The organism is Nonomuraea zeae, assembly GCF_005889725.1.
GTDB lineage: Bacteria > Actinomycetota > Actinomycetes > Streptosporangiales > Streptosporangiaceae > Nonomuraea > Nonomuraea zeae.
This window is the reverse complement of sequence record NZ_VCKX01000013.1, coordinates 1-16990: the sequence shown is the minus strand read 5'-3', so window position 1 is coordinate 16990 and position 16990 is coordinate 1. Positions and strand designations below refer to the sequence as shown.

At 69.2% G+C, this 16990-nt stretch carries 14 protein-coding genes, 1 tRNA gene and 1 pseudogene; 3 read left to right on the top strand and 13 right to left on the bottom strand.

All coding sequences use genetic code 11. The features are described from left to right. Positions 1-151: 151 nt before the first annotated feature. The 6 genes and pseudogenes from ETD85_RS06390 to ETD85_RS66685 all read right to left on the bottom strand — a co-directional run. Positions 152-625 (bottom strand): hypothetical protein, encoded by a 474-nt coding sequence (locus ETD85_RS06390; RefSeq protein WP_138688667.1) that lies wholly within the window; start codon positions 623-625, stop codon positions 152-154. 1332 nt (positions 626-1957) lie between these two features. Next, entirely contained in the window at positions 1958-2998 is a 1041-nt protein-coding gene (locus ETD85_RS06380) for a trypsin-like serine peptidase (RefSeq protein ID WP_138688666.1), read from the bottom strand. A gap of 447 nt (positions 2999-3445) precedes the next feature. Beyond that, positions 3446-4045 (bottom strand): hypothetical protein, encoded by a 600-nt coding sequence (locus tag ETD85_RS06375; RefSeq protein WP_138688665.1) that lies wholly within the window; start codon positions 4043-4045, stop codon positions 3446-3448. 138 nt (positions 4046-4183) lie between these two features. Next, positions 4184-4268, bottom strand: a tRNA-Tyr gene (locus ETD85_RS06370). A gap of 87 nt (positions 4269-4355) precedes the next feature. After that, positions 4356-4586, bottom strand: coding sequence for a sulfotransferase (locus ETD85_RS66690; protein ID WP_206058129.1), 231 nt, complete (start codon positions 4584-4586; stop codon positions 4356-4358). Between the two features lie 178 nt (positions 4587-4764). Beyond that, positions 4765-5034, bottom strand: a pseudogene (locus ETD85_RS66685) (sulfotransferase family protein); the annotation flags it as partial. A gap of 193 nt (positions 5035-5227) precedes the next feature. Here ETD85_RS66685 and ETD85_RS06360 point away from each other — a divergent pair. Next, positions 5228-5719 carry a YajQ family cyclic di-GMP-binding protein gene (locus ETD85_RS06360; protein ID WP_138688664.1) on the top strand — a complete coding sequence of 164 codons (492 nt, stop codon included), beginning with the start codon at positions 5228-5230 and terminating at the stop codon, positions 5717-5719. Positions 5720-6124: 405 nt separating this feature from the next. After that, positions 6125-6643 carry an NUDIX hydrolase gene (locus ETD85_RS06355; RefSeq protein WP_138688663.1) on the top strand — a complete coding sequence of 173 codons (519 nt, stop codon included), beginning with the start codon at positions 6125-6127 and terminating at the stop codon, positions 6641-6643. Here ETD85_RS06355 and ETD85_RS06350 read toward each other — a convergent pair. The 7 genes from ETD85_RS06350 to ETD85_RS06320 form a co-directional block, all read right to left on the bottom strand. After that, on the bottom strand, positions 6618-8102 hold the full coding sequence (locus ETD85_RS06350; protein ID WP_138688662.1) for a hypothetical protein: 1485 nt from the start codon (positions 8100-8102) through the stop codon (positions 6618-6620). The two genes, ETD85_RS06355 and ETD85_RS06350, sit on opposite strands and share 26 nt — an antisense overlap. 5 nt (positions 8103-8107) lie before the next feature. Then, entirely contained in the window at positions 8108-8959 is an 852-nt protein-coding gene (htpX, locus tag ETD85_RS06345; protein WP_138688661.1) for a zinc metalloprotease HtpX, read from the bottom strand. A gap of 207 nt (positions 8960-9166) precedes the next feature. Next, entirely contained in the window at positions 9167-10768 is a 1602-nt protein-coding gene (locus tag ETD85_RS06340) for an NADH-quinone oxidoreductase subunit N (protein WP_138688660.1), read from the bottom strand. Next, positions 10765-12516: a complex I subunit 4 family protein gene (locus ETD85_RS06335; protein WP_138688722.1), complete on the bottom strand. Its 1752-nt coding sequence runs from the start codon at positions 12514-12516 to the stop codon at positions 10765-10767. Before ETD85_RS06335 ends, ETD85_RS06340 begins: the two co-directional genes overlap by 4 nt. Beyond that, entirely contained in the window at positions 12516-14495 is a 1980-nt protein-coding gene (locus ETD85_RS06330; protein ID WP_138688659.1) for an NADH-quinone oxidoreductase subunit 5 family protein, read from the bottom strand. The genes ETD85_RS06335 and ETD85_RS06330 overlap by 1 nt, the downstream gene beginning before the upstream one ends. Further along, positions 14492-15196, bottom strand: coding sequence for an NADH-quinone oxidoreductase subunit NuoK (gene nuoK / locus ETD85_RS67865; RefSeq protein ID WP_276617182.1), 705 nt, complete (start codon positions 15194-15196; stop codon positions 14492-14494). Before nuoK ends, ETD85_RS06330 begins: the two co-directional genes overlap by 4 nt. Next, on the bottom strand, positions 15196-15828 hold the full coding sequence (locus ETD85_RS06320; protein WP_138688658.1) for an NADH-quinone oxidoreductase subunit J family protein: 633 nt from the start codon (positions 15826-15828) through the stop codon (positions 15196-15198). Before ETD85_RS06320 ends, nuoK begins: the two co-directional genes overlap by 1 nt. Positions 15829-16059: 231 nt before the next feature. Here ETD85_RS06320 and ETD85_RS06315 point away from each other — a divergent pair, with 231 nt between their 5' ends. Next, positions 16060-16512, top strand: coding sequence for a hypothetical protein (locus ETD85_RS06315; RefSeq protein ID WP_138688657.1), 453 nt, complete (start codon positions 16060-16062; stop codon positions 16510-16512). The last annotated feature ends 478 nt before the right edge of the window (positions 16513-16990 follow it).

Below are 16990 nucleotides of genomic sequence, written 5' to 3'. Positions count from 1 at the left end.
CTTCGGATTCGCTGCTCATCTGGCCGCCTACCAGCCCCATGGCAGTCCCGTCTCGTATGCCAGCAGTCTCCCTTTTCGGTGATGAAGACGATGGTCATGGTGTCGTCCCCCTCCAGGCTCGTTGCGTGTGGTGAGTAGGTCACACGAGGCGTTACCGCCGCCAGTGTCCGTCGCGGCAGATGTAGGTGCGCCCGTTCGACGCGACGCCTACCGCTCCCGGACTGCCGCAGAAGCCGCCCGGGCGTGCTCTAGCGAGCGGTGCCGGCTCCGGTTCCGCTACGGCCTTGGGCTTGGGAGTGCGCTTCGGCGAACGCCTCCCCATATCGGGGTCGCGGTCGTCGCGGTCGCGGGACTTGATCACGCCGTCGCCGTCTTTATCGTCGTCGTAGCGGTCTTCGATGCCGTCCTCGTCGAGGTCTTCGATGTCCTCAACGGGTTCCGGTGTCGGCGTCCAAGAGGGCGTCCAAGAGATGGTGTGCGACGTGATCGGAGGCGCGCTGGCCACGGCTGCGGGTTCTTGGTCGTTGCCGACGAAGAGGGCGTTGCAGCCGACGACAACAAAGGCGATTAATGCGAGGCAGCCCCATGCCCCACCCTGGTTGCCTGACTTGGATTTGCTGGGCATGGCGTCCCCTCCGGCTCCGTGTGAACACGAACGGTATGTGGGACGCTGCTTTGCGCTACTTAGTTGGCGGGAGAGCCCTCATCTTGCAGGCTCATCTGGCTTTCGCAGTCCCGCCACTTCTCCAACCTGTGATCCTCACAGGCCAGCAGGGAGCAATGCCGAGTTGGGTGTGGCTCTTCCGCACTGGTACAGATCGCCAGCGAACGCGCCGAACTGCCCGCGGTGTGTGAGCGCCAGGCCGACCTGGCTGAGCGTGCCCGGCTGCTGAAGTAGACCGGCCCCACACTCGAGCAAGCAGCCCGCACCACCGCCGAGCAGGCGCCGTCGGCGACCTGGCCGCTGATCCGCCGCCGCCACACCGACCTGACCGGCGCGAGGCCGAACACGCCGCCCACGCCCAGCTCGTAGAACGCGACGCCGCCCGCCCGGGCCGAACTCGGGCGCGGCACTCTCCCTGCCGCAGCTTCAGCCGCTGATCCGGCGCGGTCGCGTGAGCGGCAGCATGTTCACCGCGCCCGCCATGACGGGGTGGCCCTGGACGTCACCGGGGCCGACATCGTGCTAGGACGGCGGGTGGAGATGGGACATCACCACCTCCTGGCCACGATGGTCGGAACGGTGACCGTCAACCGGTGCGTATGGCGCGCCCCGAACGTCCGCAACGTGTATCCAGCGGACGCCGCGTTGTCGTTGCCAGCGGTGCGGCACTCGGCCGAGGCTGGCCAAGCTGACCAGGCGTCAACCGCCCGTGGCACCCTCATGCATCAGCGCGTCCACGAGCCAGGATACGAGACACGTAGCGCCATACGAACCATGCGTGCCCTTCCCCGCTGGCATGACCGGCTCGCCCTCGTCGGAGTCTGCGACGTGGTGGAGATCCACCGCGATGGCCCGGTGGCGGTCGCCCTCCGGGGCGACCGAGGATCGCAACATCGAGATCGCAATCGTGGCGTTCGCAGTCCGCGCCTGTAGACAATCGGATACAACGCAAGAGGCCCGTCACCGCGTTTCCGCTGGTGACGGGCCTCTTTCCGCTGGTGTGGCAGGTGCAAGGTTCGAACTTGCGTAGGCTGAGCCGACGGTTTACAGACCCGTCGCAATCAGCTCCTGACCTGCGCTTACGCGGACAGGATGCCCGTCTGGGGACGCATTGGGAACGATCAGCTTTCGGGACTCTCGTGCCCTCCAGCCGCACCTCGATGTCGTCGGGGCAAGCTGATCACCTCGTACGTGATCCCCAGATCAAACGCCTCCGGTAAAGGATGAACGGCTCCAGACCTATGGCACTGTGCCCGCCCTCCGGGGCGGGCACTGCTTGACATGTGAGATTGCCTAGGCGATGACGCCGGTCCAGAAGCTCGCGGCGTTCCTGTAGACCATGTACAGCTCACTGTCGAAGTACGGCGATATGCCAGTGTCATACCGGTTGTCGCCATCGGTGTCGGAGACGCTGACGGTGATGCCGTTGAGATGGCCGGTGCGGCTGTCGCTCGCATAACCGGTCAGCCACGAGGACCCGAGCGAGCCTTCCGCGGTGAACGGGGAGTTCGCGCCGATGGGACGGCCGGCCCGGAAGAGCGTGGTGTTCATCGCGAAGGTCGATCCCGTCGACCGTTCGAGCGTCTCACCCGTGTAGGGCAGGCTGCCGTCAGGATGGGGACCGGCGGGGTAGCCGAAGACGTCAACCGTTGGTGCGAGCGGCTGGTTGATCGTGATCCCCTGGGCGCCGACGTTGTCGGCCAGCCTGCCGACATTGCTCAGCACGTCGGGAGAGGAGAGGACGACACCGCTGTACACGTTGGCGAAGGCGTAATCGCGGTCGAAGTCCCGAAGGTCCTCGAAGTCATAGGGAACAGCGGCCCGCTTCCCAACGTACAGGCCGAACGGGATCTCACCGTCGGAGTAGCCGGGGACGAAGACCCACTTGTCGAGCGAGCCCATCGGGGCCTCGATGTCCAGCAGGCAGTGACCTGCGGTCGCGACAAGGTTCCGATACTGCGAGTTCACCACTGCGCCAGTGCACCAGTGCGGCTCGCCGTCACTGCCGATGAAGAACACGCGGCCGGAAGCCGCGGGTGCCGCCCCTTCGGGCAAGGCCGGCCCTTCCAGCGGCGGGATGGAAGCCGGAGGGCCGTCCGGAACGATGTCCGTGGTCAGGCGTTCCCCGCCGGCCATGGTCTGCACGGCGTATGGCGTGGCGTTCCTCAGGTTGGCGCCACCGTCGTCGAGCCAGAACTTCGCGACCTCCTGAGCCTCCGCCGTCGTCTGAGCCAGCGGTTCCCCCCACACACTTGCTGCCTGTGCCGCCCCAGGAACGACAGCAGAACCCAGCACGCTCAAGCCGATGCCTAACGCGACCAGTGCACGCCGCAATGTGGATCTCCGTTCGGTCAGGGGGCGTCATCGCGCCCGCCAGGATGGAGAGCCGACCGATCGACCCGGCCGACGCGAACGCCAAGATCGTAAGCATGATCCAGACCAGCATCCTAGAAGTTTTAGATCACATGTTCGACACAGCGACGTGCGTCTCGTAAGACGTCTACCTGTAACCCTGCGCGACGACCCTGCCTCGGCCGCCCCGACGCCATCGAGGAGGGACGCGGAGGCGACACCCACGCCCACGAGGTCTTAAGATTGCGAAGCCGCGGCGGCAACCGTGACGCTCGCCACCGCGACCCTGGCGGCAGAGCATGCCAGGCCATAGACAGCCACTGAGACGGTCTGCGAGGCTCGCGGGCCAGACGAGGCGCGCAGTGCGGGGGTCGCCGCCCCAAGCACGGCGAGTACGGCACACGCGCCCGTCACGGCGGCGACCATCCCCTACGGCATCGGCACTCCTGTAGACCCCGTGATCTGGACCAGGGCGGCCCACAGCCCGAGCAGGCTGAGCGCGGTGGCCCCGGCCGCCAGCACCACCCCGACAGCCACCACGAGCAGGGCCTCCATGGTCACGTACCTCAGAACCTTTGCCCTGATGGCATCCAGGAGCCGGAGCACGCCGCGCCCTCCCACCCGGTCCGACGCGGCCATCAGCAGGGCGTTGACCAGCCCGATGGCGGTGTACGCGAGCATGATCCCCAGCACCACGAGCAGCCCGAGCCGGCTGGCCGAGTTACGGCGCTCACTCGAGTCGCCCGTCCATTCGGACTTGGTGACGGCCGGCGCGTTGTACCCACGCGCGGCCGGGTTTAGGGCCTTGCGCGCCATGTCAGGAGAGATGCCGGGTCGCAGTTTCACATACGCGACGGACGGGAGCGCCGACAGGGCGTGCTGAGGGGTGACGTAGGAGTCGGCCGGTGATTCGGCGCCGAGCAGCGCCACCACCTTGAGCGTGGTACGGGTGCCGTCGGCCTGACATACCGGCATGCATTGCCCGACGCGCCGCTCCCCGGTCTCCGAGCACCACCCCTGACTGATCATCCCGTCCGCCATCGTCCCGCCCGCGGGAAGGCATTGGGAACAGCCACCCGTTGTGGGCCGTGGATGACCGTGGACGGCCGGACAGAACGAGATCGACCCCTGACCGCGTTTGTGCTGGTCAGGGGCCGATCGTCCTGCTGGTGGCAGGTGCAAGGTTCGAACTTGCGTAGGCTGAGCCGACGGTTTTACAGACCGCTCCCTTTGGCCACTCGGGCAACCTGCCGTGCCATCCGCTCTCGCGGCGACAGACAGAAGAATAGCGGACTTCCGAGGTGTACGTGACACCGGTTTGTCCCGTGCCGGATCCGCGTTAGCGGCTTCGCCGAAACAGGAGGCGTCCTGCGGCTCTGGCGTGCTGCTGGAACATGGCGGCGTCGTTCACTCTGGGGAAGGGTTCCGAGGGGGTTGGGACGCCGAGGAAGGCGCACAGGGGCGGCCAGCCTTGCCTGACGTCGAAGACCAGGAGGCGGTCCGGGGGGATCGCGGCTTGGACGTCCTCTATGTGGGTGGTGAAGGTCTTGAGTGCGTGGTCCGGGGTCATCTGGCCGGCGAATACGCGGTCGCGTACCACCAGGCCGGTCAGTTTGATGAGGGCGGCGAAGTCGGTGCCTAAGAGGGTGGAGATGCGGTGGATTGTGCGGCCCGGGGAGGGTGGCGCCGCGCTGCGTCTGCTTGAAGATGGTGGCTTTCATGCTGGCCAGCCAGCGGTCCGGGTCGCGGACGGTGAGGATGACCTTGGCGTCCGGGTAGTGGTCGGCGAGTTCGCGCCAGTACGCGGCCGCCGGCCAGTCGACGCTGGAGGAGTAGCCGGATAAGAGGGAGTCCCAGTTCGTCCGGCGGCCTTCGGCCAGGTCCAGCCAGCGGCGCACCTGGCCGCGGTGTTGGATCACTTCGGTCATGTGGTGACATGGGCCGAAGCCCAGGCGTTCCAGAGCGGACTTGGTGGACAGGGTTCCGGTACGGCCGAAGCCGGCCCCGATCACTCGCATGATTCCTACCAATCCGAGCGGAAACTGCGATATGTCGCAAACATGTTCCTTCGACGTCCTGGGGTTAGCAAGGGGTCGGGGTCCTGCACTGCGCGCCGATGCTGGCTAGGCTCGTTCGCTGGGTCCGCGCGTCCGCGTACGCAGGAGGCAGCGGGATCCGGACAGTGCTTTCACAGCCGAGAGGATGGGTGTTTTGGCCGATTCATCTTTCGACATCGTCAGCAAGATCGACCACCAGGAAGTCGACAACGCTCTCAACCAGACGGTGAAGGAGGTCGGACACCGTTTCGACTTCAAGGGCACCGGGGCGAGCATCAGCTGGTCCGGGCAGACCAACATCGAGATCAAGGCGAACAGCGAGGAGCGCGCGGGCGCCGTACTCGACGTCTTCAAGGACAAGGTGGTCAAGCGGGGTCTGTCGCTGAAGATCCTTGACGCGGGCGAGCCCAAGCTGTCGGGCAAGGAATACCGGATGCTGGTCAGCCTGAAGGAGGGCATCGACCAGGAGAACGCGAAGAAGATCTCCAAGCTGATCCGTGACGAGGGGCCGAAGGGCATCAAGGCGCAGATTCAGGGCGAGGAGCTTCGGGTCAGCTCCAAGAAGAAGGATGACCTGCAGGATGTCATCTCGCTGCTCAAGGGTAAAGATTTGGATATCGCACTGCAGTTCGTGAACTACCGCTGATTGGTGGGGCGGGGTTCATATCCGGGGTTTCATATCCGGGGTTCCCGATCTGGGGGTCCCGATCTGGGGGGTCATGGTCGGGGTTTCACATCCGGGTAGTTCCCTGGGTTCGAGGTCAGGGGTTCGAGGTCCTGCGGGGATCGAGGCTCAGGGTCCTGGTGCTGCGGCTGGGTCGGGGGTACGGGTCCGGCTTGGGGCTGGGGTGCGTGTACGGAAGGCGTATCCGGGGCACACGGGTGAGCGCGGCGACGCGGCTGCTCCTGTGTCCCGGGCCACCCGTCCGATGCCCCCAGGACAGGCGCTCCCAGAACAGGCCCTCCCAGGAGAGGCGCTCGCGGGCGAAGGACGCGCGCCCTCCTTGTCCAAGCCACGCTCCAGGCTCGGCCTCGACCCTCCGTGTGCGTCGTGTTCGGACGCGTATCTCCTGGTTCGACCGTAAGCTCGGTATTCATGACGAAGATCCCCCTGCGCCGCATCACGGCCCGCGCTCTGCCGATTGACGACGAAGACCGGGTGCTCCTGCTCCACGGTTTCGACCCCGCGCGGCCGGAGCAGCCGTTCTGGTTCACCATCGGCGGGGCCATGGAGGATGGCGAGACGCTGCAGGAAGCCGCGGCGCGCGAACTGCACGAAGAGGTCGGCATCCGGGCGACCGCGGACGACTTCACCGGACCGTACGGAACGAGCACGATCGATTTCTTCTTCGCCCAGTACGCCATCACCCAGGATCAGACGTTCTTCGCGATCCGGGTGGGCGCCAACGCGGCCGTGTCGTTCGAGCACATGGAGCAGATCGAGAAGGACACGACGACCGCTCACCGGTGGTGGAGCGTCGAGGAGCTTGAGAACACCCAGGAGGTCTTCTTCCCGGAAGATCTCGCGGTGATCCTGCGGAAGGTCATTGCGGGCGGAGAATTCGAGTAGCACCCGCGATCAGGGCCGTCGCCAGGATCCAGCCGCAGATGATCAGCCCGTACGCGAGCCACTGCGTCCACCCCGCCGGATCGAACAGCTCTCGTTGCCCGAATGCCGGGATCGGCAGCAACAGGTCGAAAGCGTAGGCGAAGGAGTTGAAATCGGGGCTCTCGGCCGGTTTGAGGGCTCTGGGCGGGCTCACGCCGAAGACGACCGTCCCGACCATCAGCAGCAGCGCGAACCACAGCCCGGCCAGCCACGGGCGATAGCCGTAGCCGACCGCGCCGTCGAGCAGCCGCCCCCACACCCGGCCGCCCAGGCCCTGGGTCTGCCGCCTGGCCCGGAGTTTCGCGAGCTGGGTGCGGCGGGCGAGCGCGTCGTTGCCGTCGCCGAGGTACCAGGCGGCCAGCTGCTCGTACGGCTGCGGCCTGAAGCCCTCCGGATCGCGCGTCACCCAGCCGATCCGCTCGGCGTCACCGGCCCCACGCAGGCGGTCGTACCTGAGACCGCTCAGCCGCAGTTTGGCGGGCCAGGTGGCTGGATGGTCGTACAACGTGCCGAGAGTGCTGTGGGCGAGGGTGACCACGCCGTCGACGGGCTCGTCGGGCATGAGGTGGAGCTCGCGGATCTGCATGTGGCTGAGATAGAGGGCATACCGGGTGTCCGGGCTGCGGACGATCCCGCCGACGGACAGCGTGCCGTTGACCCGCGCGCCCCGCAGCCGTACGCAGCCCAGCGCCAGGAAGTCGTCGGTGCAGCGCATGCTGTCCTCGACGGCCAGGTTGTCGGCGGCGAGGGCCTCTTTGCCGGGATTGCGGAGCTTCGCGCCCTCCAGGAAGAACCCGCCGTTCAAGCGGGAGCCGACCAGGCTCACTCCTCCCGTGAAGTCCGCGTTGCGCATGTACGTGCCGGAGTCCACGACCATGGTGTTCGCGTACAGCGCCCAGTCCTCGCCGGCGTCGGCGCTCACCTTCGTGCCGCCGAGCCACAGGCCGCTTTCGAACTGGGCCCGGTTCAACCGGACGGTGCCGGTGATGTCCGATCCCGACAGGCTGAGGTGCCCGGCGACCCGCATGCCGCCCCCGCTCAGGCCCGGGAACCGGCAGTCGGTCAGGCGGATCGTACGGGTGGTGCAGCCGGTGAGACGGATGGGTTCGTCCAGATGGCAGCCGCTGAGGATGAGCTCGTGCGGAATCGTGCCCCCGACGATGGCCAGCTGGCCGGTGATCCGCGCGCCGCGCAGGCGTACCGCCGGGACCGAGCCCGTGCCGGTGTCACGGGCACCGAGCAGCAGCGCCGCGATCACCTCGGCCCTGATCGAGCGATCGGGGCCCCAGGCGTCGCCGTCCGCGGGCGCGTTCGCCCCTGCCGCACGGCTGGCGCCGATCTCGAAGGGGCCCAGCTCGACCGTCTCACCCGTGGCGAAGGCGTCCCACAGCTTGCGCTCTGCCTCGGATAATCGGCGCATCGGGGTCAGCGGCGGTAGCCGGCCATGCGCTCGAGGCGGGCGACCCGCTCGGAGGTGGGCGGGTGGGTCGAGAAGAGGCGGCCGAAGCCGGAGCCGCTGAACGGGTTCGCGATCATCATGTGGGAGGCCGAGGTCAGGCGGCTGTTCTCCGGGAGCGGAAGGCGCCGGGCACCCATCTCGATCTTGCGCAGGGCCGAGGCGAGCGCGAGCGGGTCGCCGGTGAGCCTGGCGCCCGATTCGTCGGCCTGGAACTCCCTCGTACGGGAGATCGCCATCTGCACCATGCCCGCCGCCACCGGACCGAGCACCATCATCAGCAGCGCCCCCAGGAAGCCCGGGCCCTCGTCGTCGTCGGAGCCGCCGAAGAAGACGGCGACATAGCTCAGCCAGGTGATCATCGTGGCCAGCGCGCCGGCCACCGAGGAGACCAGGATGTCGCGGTTGTAGACGTGGGACAGCTCGTGTCCGATCACTCCGCGCAGCTCGGCCTCGTCGAGCAGCTTGGTCAGGCCGTACGTCACGCACACCGCGGCCTGGCGGGGGCTCCGGCCGGTCGCGAACGCGTTCGGCTGCACCGTCGGCGAGATGTACAGCCGGGGCATCGGCTGGCGTGCCTCGGTGGAGAGCTCTCGCACGATCCGGTAGAGCGTGGGCTGCTCGACCTCGCTGACCGGCCTGGCCCGCATGGCCGACAGAGCGATGCGGTCGGAGAAGAAGTAGGCGACACCGTTGCTCGCCAGGGCGAGCAGGAGCGCGATCCGTGCACCGGTGCCGCCGCCCAACCACGCGCCCACCGCGATTATCAGCGCCGACAGGCCGCCGAGCAGTACGGCGGTGCGCAGACCGTTGTGGTGCAAGGTTCCCCCCTTCGGGGTCTGGGTTCACCTGGTCCAACGATGATGACCCGGTCCTTCGTTCCCCGCCGTGCTCAGCTGAGGGCGGAGTGCGACTTTTCGCACGCTCCAGGACGCATCGTAGGGGCATGGAGTGGGGGCCTGCCGGTACGCGCCCGGGGGCCGTTCGTACGGCTTCCAGGCCGCCGTGCGGGCGCTCGGCGCAGCGTGTCAGCCGAAGGCGGACAGGGAGGTCGCGTTCAGGACGAGCTGGGGAGCGATCGAGAACAGCACGGCCACCGCCACGGCGAGACCGATGGCCAGCCACGTGGCGCGCATCGGGGCAACGCGCTTTGCCGGTGCCGGGGACGGGGACGGGGTGAAGAGGCGGGCTGTCCAGGCGGCGTAGTAGTAGAGGCCGATCACGGTGTTGACGGCCATGATCAGCGCCAGCCACCCCGACGCGCCTCCGACGAGCTCGCGGAAGACGAAGACCTTGGCGAAGAGGCCGGCCAGGCCCGGAGGAAGCCCGGCCAGGCAGACCAGGCAGAATGCCAGCGCGATGCCCGCCAGCGGGCTCCGGAACGCCAGGCCCCGGTAGTCGTCGAGCTCGTTGCGGGCGGCGGTCCTGGAGACGAGCATGACGACGGCGAAGGCGCCGAGGTTCATCGCGGCGTAGATCACCAGGTAGGCCGTGGAGGTGCCGACCGCGGTGCTCTCGGAAAGGAGCGCGGAGGTGGCGGCCGCGGTGTCCCCCGTGGGGGGCGCTGAGCCGGTCGCGGCGATCGCCAGCGGGGCCAGGATGTAGCCGGACTGCGCCACGGAGGACCAGGCCAGCAGGCGTACGGCGGAGCGTTGCCGCATGGCCAGCAGGTTGCCCGCGGTCATGGTCAGCGCGGCGATGACGCCGACGATCGGCGCCCAGGTGGCGGCCTGCCCGGACAGGGCGGCGACCAGTACGAGGATCAGCCCGGCGAATCCGGCCGCCTTGGAGATCACCGACAGCAGCGCGGCCACGGGGACGGGCGCGCCCTGGTAGACGTCGGCCGCCCAGGAGTGGAACGGCACGGCGGCGATCTTGAAGGCGAACCCCGCCACCACGAGGACGACCCCCACCGTGACGACGGTGGGCAGCTCCTGACCCGTCACCGGCAGCTGGCCCGCGAGCACGCCTGGCGCCGGGATCCGGCCGCTGAAGACGGCCGCCAGGCGGGACAGGTAGACGGTGCCCGCGATGCCGTACAGGAGGGAGACGCCGAACAGCATGACGGCCGTCGACACGACCGACACCACGAACAGCTTCACCGCCGCCTCGGACCCGCGCCCGTCGTAGCGCTTCAGCGCGGTGAGGGCGAAGACCGGCAGCGAGACCAGCTCCAGCGCGACCACGAGCATGATGAGGTCTCGGGAGGCAGGCAGGGTGACCGCGCCGACGAGGGTGCAGAGCAGGAGGAAATACCACTCGCCCACCGGAATGCCGCCGCCGTCGAGCTGCGTCATCGACAGCAGGACGACCACCACGGCGGCCACGAGCACCAGGCCCGCGAACACCAGGCTGAACCTGTCCACCACGAACGAGCACAGCTCCGCCTGCCGGCCCGGGCCCGCGAGGTTGGGCGGGACGCAGAAGGTCGATCGGGGCGTGCCGCCCCCGGCGGCCTGGGCGACGACGAGGCCCAGGGAGACCAGGACGCCGGCCAGCGTGACGAGCCCAAGAGTGGCCCTGGTCCGCGGGCGGGCGGGGAGGAACGCGTCGAGCAGCAGCACCAGCCCGGCCACCAGCGCGAGCGCCAGAGGTGGCGCGATCACGAAATAGTCGATCTGCTGGATCATGAGACGGCTCCCAGCAGCGTCTGTACGGGCGGCGTGGTGAGCGACAGGAGCAGGCCGGGCCAGAGGCCGAAGAGCAGGGTCAGGACCACCAGCGGTGTCCAGGCCAGCAGCTCGTAGCCTCTGATGTCGTCCGGTGCCGGCGTCTCAGGGCCGTCGCCTGGAGTCCCTGGAGGCCCTGGAGTCCCTGCAGGCGTGGAAGGGCTGTCGTACGGCTCCGGATATCCCGAGGAGCTGTCGTACGGCTCCAGGGATCCTGAGCGGCTGTCGTAGGGCTCCGGGTTCGAGCCCACCGGATCCAGGGTGGCCGTCGCCGAGCGCGTCTCGGGTGCGCCGAGCGGCACGACGGGGCGTTCGTCCGGAGCGTGTACGCGCGCGGCGCGGGCCTCCGGGCGGCCGTGAGTGACGCGGGACAGCATGACCACGAAGTAGGCGGCGGTGAGGACCGCGCCCAGGCCGCCGATCACCATGTAGGTGAGGAAGAGGCCGCGCGGCAGCCCGTTCGCCGGCTGGAACGCCCCGAGCAACGCCAGCATCTCGCCCCAGAACCCGGCCAGCCCCGGCAGCCCCAGCGAGGCGATGGCGGCGAACGTCAGCACCGAGCCCAGCCGTGGCATCGTCGCGAGCAGGCCGCCGCCCAGCGAGGGCATGTCGGCGGTGTGGTAGCGCTCCTTGATCGCGCCGGCCAGGAAGAACAGCAGGCCGGTGATGAGGCCGTGGGCGACGTTCGCGAAGAGGGCGCCGTTGATGCCGACGGGGGTCAGCGTGGCGAATCCCAGCAGGACGAAGCCCATGTGACCGACCGACGAATAGGCGATCATGCGTTTGAGGTCGCGCTGTGCGAGACAGGCCAGGGCGCCGTAGACGATGCCGACCACGGCGAACGCGCCCAGCCACGGCGCCACCGCCGCCGCGCCCTCGGGGAGGGCCGGGATGGCGATCCGCGCGAAGCCGTACGTGCCCATCTTCAGCAGCACGCCGGCGAGCAGCACGGAGCCCACCGTCGGAGCCTCGGTGTGGGCGTCGGGCAGCCACGTGTGCAGCGGCCACATGGGCGTCTTGACCGCCAGCCCGATGCCGATCGCCACGAACGCCAGGATCTGCACCGATCTCGACATTCCGGCGCCGTGGGACGCGCTCAGCGCCTCGATGTCGAGCGTCCCGGCCTGCGCCCACACGAGCAGCAGGCCGAGGAGCATCACGACCGAGCCGAGCAGCGTGTAGAGGATGAACTTGACGGACGCCGCCCGCCGCCCCTCGCCGCCCCAGATGCCGATCAGGAAGTACATCGGGATGAGCACGATCTCGAAGAACACGAAGAAGAGCAGCAGGTCGAGCGCGAGGAACGTACCGATCATGCCGACTTCGAGCACCAGCAGCGTGAACACGAGCGCCCGCGGCCTGGCGCGCAGCAGCTGCCCGGGGCCGCCGCCGCCACCCCAGCTCAGGTAGACGAAGCAGAGGAACGTCAGCAGCGCCGTCAGCGCGACCAGCGGCAGCGAGATCCCGTCGACTCCGAGATGGAACCGGAGCCCCAGCCCCGGGATCCACGGCACGTCCACCTCGAACTGCGACCGCGCCGCCCCGCCGTAGTCGAACGCCGCCACCATCAGCACGGCCAGCGCCAGCGTGAGGCCGGAAAGGACCATCCCGTACGTACGCAGCACCGGGCGCAGCGCGTGCGGGAAGACGAGCAGCAGGAGGGCCCCGGCCAGCGGCACGGCCAGCATTGCGACGGGAAGCCAGCCCATCATGTGAAGACCACCGCCCCGACCGCGATCAACAGGACACCAGCGAGGAGGCCGCTCACGTAGAGCTGGACGTTGCCGTTCTGGGCCAGTCGCAGCACTCCGGACAATCCGCGCGCCGACCGGCCCGAGCCGCGCACCGCCCCGTCCACGACCACGTCATCCGTCCTGACGACGAGCCTGGCCAGCGCCAGCACCGGCCGGACGAACAGCGCGGCGTAGAGAGCGTCCACGGAGAACGCGCGCTCGCACGGCCCGCGCAGCGGGCCCAGCAGGCGGGCCGGGTCGGCGAGAGGATCGCTGCGCCAGAACGCGTAGACCACCCCGGCGCCGAGCACGGCGAGCACGATGCTGATGGCCGCCACGCCGAGGTCCAGGTGCAGCTCGCCGGCGAAGCCCAGCAGCAGGGCCGGGACCGCGAGGAGGATGACGGGGACGAGCATGGTCCGGGGGGCCTCGGTGACGTCCACGATGTGGGCGGTGCCGGGCTCCGGCTCGGGCAGCGCGACGGTCCTGGCCTCGCCGAAGAAGGTGCGCAGCCAGGCTCTGGCCGCGTACGCGCCGGTGACGGCGACGGTCGCGAGGGCGCAGCCGTACAGGAGGAGGGCGGCGGCGTCCGTGAGCCCGCCGCTGGTCAGCGCGTCGTCCATGGCCAGCAGGACGCCGTCCTTGCTGAAGAAGCCGCTGGCCGGCGGGATGCCCATCAGGGCGGCGAACCCGATCGTCATCGTCACGAACGTCACCGGCAGCTCCCGGCGCAGCCCGCCCATCTGGGTCATCAGGTTGGAGCCGACGTGGTGGATGACCGCGCCCGCGCAGAGGAACAGCAGGGCCTTGAACGCGCCGTGGGTCAGCAGGTGGAAGATGGCCGCCGTGTCGGAGCCCGCGGCCAGGCCACCCGCCATGTAGGCGAGCTGGCTGACCGTGGAGTAGGCGAGCACGCGTTTCAGGTCGTCCTGGGCGAGCGCGGCCAGCGCGGCGCCCAGCATGCCGAGCCCGGCCAGGACCGCGAGCACGTCGAGGGTGGGCCGGGCGGCGAGGAACACCGGGAAGAGCCTGGCCACGATGAAGATGCCGGCGGCGACCATGGTGGCGGCGTGGATCAGCGCGCTGATCGGCGTCGGGCCCGCCATGGCGTCGGGGAGCCAGGTGTGCAGCGGGACCTGCGCGCTCTTGCCCGCCACCCCGGCCAGCAGCAGCATCGTGGCGGTCACCAGGGTGGCCGCGGACATCTCGGGCACCTTGCTCACCACGTCGGCGATGCGGAAGCTGCCCGCCGCCGTGCCGAGCACGAAGATGCCGAAGAGGAAGCCGACATCGCCCAGGCGGGTGACGAGGAACGCCTTGATCGCCGCGCGCGAGTTGTCGCGGTCTTCCCACCAGTGGCCGATGAGGAGGTAGGAGCAGAGGCCCATGATCTCCCAGCCCACGTAGAGGACCAGGAGGTCGCCCGCGTAGACGACCAGGAGCATGGCGCTGGTGAACAGGCTGATGAACGCGCTGTAGGAGGGGTAGCGCGGGTCGTCCTTGAGGTAGCCGACCGAGTAGACCTGCACGGCCAGGGCCACCGCGGTCACCAGGACGCCGAGGATGCTCGACAGGTTGTCGGCCTGGAGGGTGAGCGAGATCGGGATGCCGCCGGTGACGATCGTGCCGTAGGTCTGGCCGGTGGGGCGGGACGTGGTGGCGCCGTTGAGATAGGCGAAGCCGGGGTCCCAGGCGAGCCAGGTGGCGAGGATCGCCGCGGCGGCTGTGGGGATGATCGCCAGCCAGGCGGCACGGGTGTTGGCGCGTTTGCCGGCTGCGGCCTCCGCTACGGCCTGCCCGGATGCTCCTGTTTGTCGTGTTGTGCTGGTTTGTGGGGTGGTGGTGGTTTTGTTGTTGTTGTGGGGTGGGCGTCGGTGGGGCCAGCGTGGGAGCAGGAGGCCCGCGAAGGCTGCGAGGGCTAGGAGGAGTACGGCCAGCAGTGGGAACGTCGTCATCGCGGACCACCTCGTTTGACGGGCTGCTCGCCCGCACGACCGCCGTCGGTCTCCGCCTTGCCGCCTGCCTGACCTGCCTGGTTCGCCTGCCCGGCTTGCTCGGCCTGGCCCGCCTGCTCGGCCTGGCCTGCTTGCTCTACCTGGCTCGCCTGGCTCTCTTCGGTCGGCTGCTCTGCTTGGTTTGCGTTCTGTGGATGAACGTCGGTGTCCGCAGGGTTGTGGGCGGTTTGGCCTGGTGATGCTGCCGGGATCGGCGAGAGGCCGCCAGGCTCATGGCTGCTGGGTGTCGCTGCCGCCGCCGTGGCCGCCGCCTGATCGTCGCCGAGCTTGACGGGTGCATCGGGCTCGCCGAGTGCGGCCGGTTCGCCGGGTGCGTCGGACGCGCTGAGTGCGTCGGGCTCTGCGAGGTCGCGTAGATGGTCGATGTCGACGGTGCGGCGGTTGCGGTAGAGCGCCAGCACGATCGCCAGGCCCAGCCCCACTTCGGCGGCCGCGATGACGATGACGAAGAGGGTGAGCACCTGGCCGCTGTGCAGGCGGTCGCCCAGCCAAACGTCGAACGCCACCAGGTTGAGGTTGACGGCGTTGAGCATCAACTCGACCGACATCAGCACGAGGATCGTGTTGCGCCGGGCGAGCACGCCGTAGACGCCGACGGAGAAGAGGAGCGCGGAGACGACCGCCGGGTAGACGATGTGCACTACCTACCCCCGGTCTGGTCGGGTGGCGAGCTGGGCTGGGCCTGGTCGGGTGGTGCGGTGTCGCCTGGCGGAGGGCTGGCGTCCTCGCTTGGGGGTGGGCCGCCGGGAATGTCCGTACGGGACAGCACGATGGCACCGATCAAGGCGGCGAGCAGCAGCACGGACAGCGCCTCGAAGGGCAGCACCCAGGTGGCGAACACGCTCGCGCCCAGCGCTTCCGCGCCTCCCGCGCCCGGCTTGAGCGGGGTGTAGGCCGTACGGAAACCGTCGATCACCACCGTGACCAGGACGGCCGCCGTCGCCACCGCCACCACCGCGGCGACCAGCCGGTTGCCGCTGTCGAGGTCGGCGGAGCGGCCGATGGGCGCGCGGGTGAGCATGATGCCGAACAGCATCAGCACCACCACCGCACCGACGTAGATCAGGACCTGCACCCAGGCCACGAACTCGGCGGTCAGCACGAGATAGCCCCCGGCCAGCGCGCCGAAGCTCACCACGAGCCAGAGCGCGGCATGGACCAATTGCCGGGTCATGACAACGAGCAGCGCCGATCCGACCGCTACCGCGCCCAGCAGCAAGAAGACGACCTCTTGCCCGGTGGGTGACAGGTAGGAGGGCACCGCTTCGGTCACGACTCCTCCTCGGACTCCCTCGTCTCGTCAGGGTCGAGCCGCCCCGGCGGTCGGATGGACCGTGGATCGGCCATCCTGCGTCGGCGCGGGCTCGCGGAAGAAGTCTGCTCCTCCGGCCCGGACTCCGGTTGCGGTTCACCCGTGGCTGTGGACAAGTTTTGTGCGGGCGGCTGGCCTGTGGATGAAGCCGGTCCCCCGGGCCCGGGTTGCCCCGACTCTGTGGAGGGTCCGGTGCCCGTCTCCGTGGAGGGTCTGGTGCCTGTCTCCGTGGAAGGTCCGGTCTCTGTCTCCGTGGGCCCGGCGTTTGTCTCAGGCGCCGATGACGAGCTGGCGTCCGTCTCGGGCGCTGATGGTGAGCCGGTGTCCCTCTCGGGCCTTGAGGGCGAGCCGGAGCCCGTCTCGGGTGTGGACGGCGAGCCGGAGCCCGTGGCGTCGGGTGCCGACGAGCCCGAGTCTCGTCCGTCCTCGGTCGTGGAGCCGGTGGCCGTCCTGGCCTCTGTTGAGGAGCCGGTGTCGCTTCCGCCGGCCGTCTCAGGGCTGGTTCCAGGCTCCGTGCCTGTGGACGAGCCGGTGTCGCTGCCGGTCTCCGGTCTGGGGCTCGGCTCTCCGCTTCCTGAGGAGTCGGCCTCATGGCTGGTGCCGGGCTTTCCGCCTGTGGAGGAGCCGGTGTCCTTCTCGTCATGAGTTGAGGAGGGCGGGACGTCGGACTGTGGACGGGCGGGGAGCGCGCCGGGGGGACGGATTCCGCGTACGTTCGAGGTCGCGCGGCGCGGCCGCCCGCCTCTGGGCTCGGGGCTTGGTTGCGCCTGCGTGCTCTCGCCGGGCGCGCCCGGGGGCGGCTCCGTTGCGCTCGTCGAGGGCTTCGGCGGCGCGCTGGGGCCGGCTTGCCTGGGAGTCTCGTCGCCAGCGGAGGTCTCCGTTGCGGACGTGCCGTCTGCGGGAGCCTCCGTGGCGGGCGTCTCGCCCCTGCTGGTCTTGCTAGCAGGCTCCTCGCCCGCAGGAGGTGTCGTCCTGGCGGGTGTACCGGATGCTGGTGGCTCGCCCGTCGGAGGCGTTGCAGCGGGCTTGCCAGGCGCTGGCGATTCCGGGGCGGCGGTGGTGCCTGCGGGTGCTGGCGGCGTGGATCGGCCTGCTCTGGGGGGACGGGCGGCATCCGTTGTAC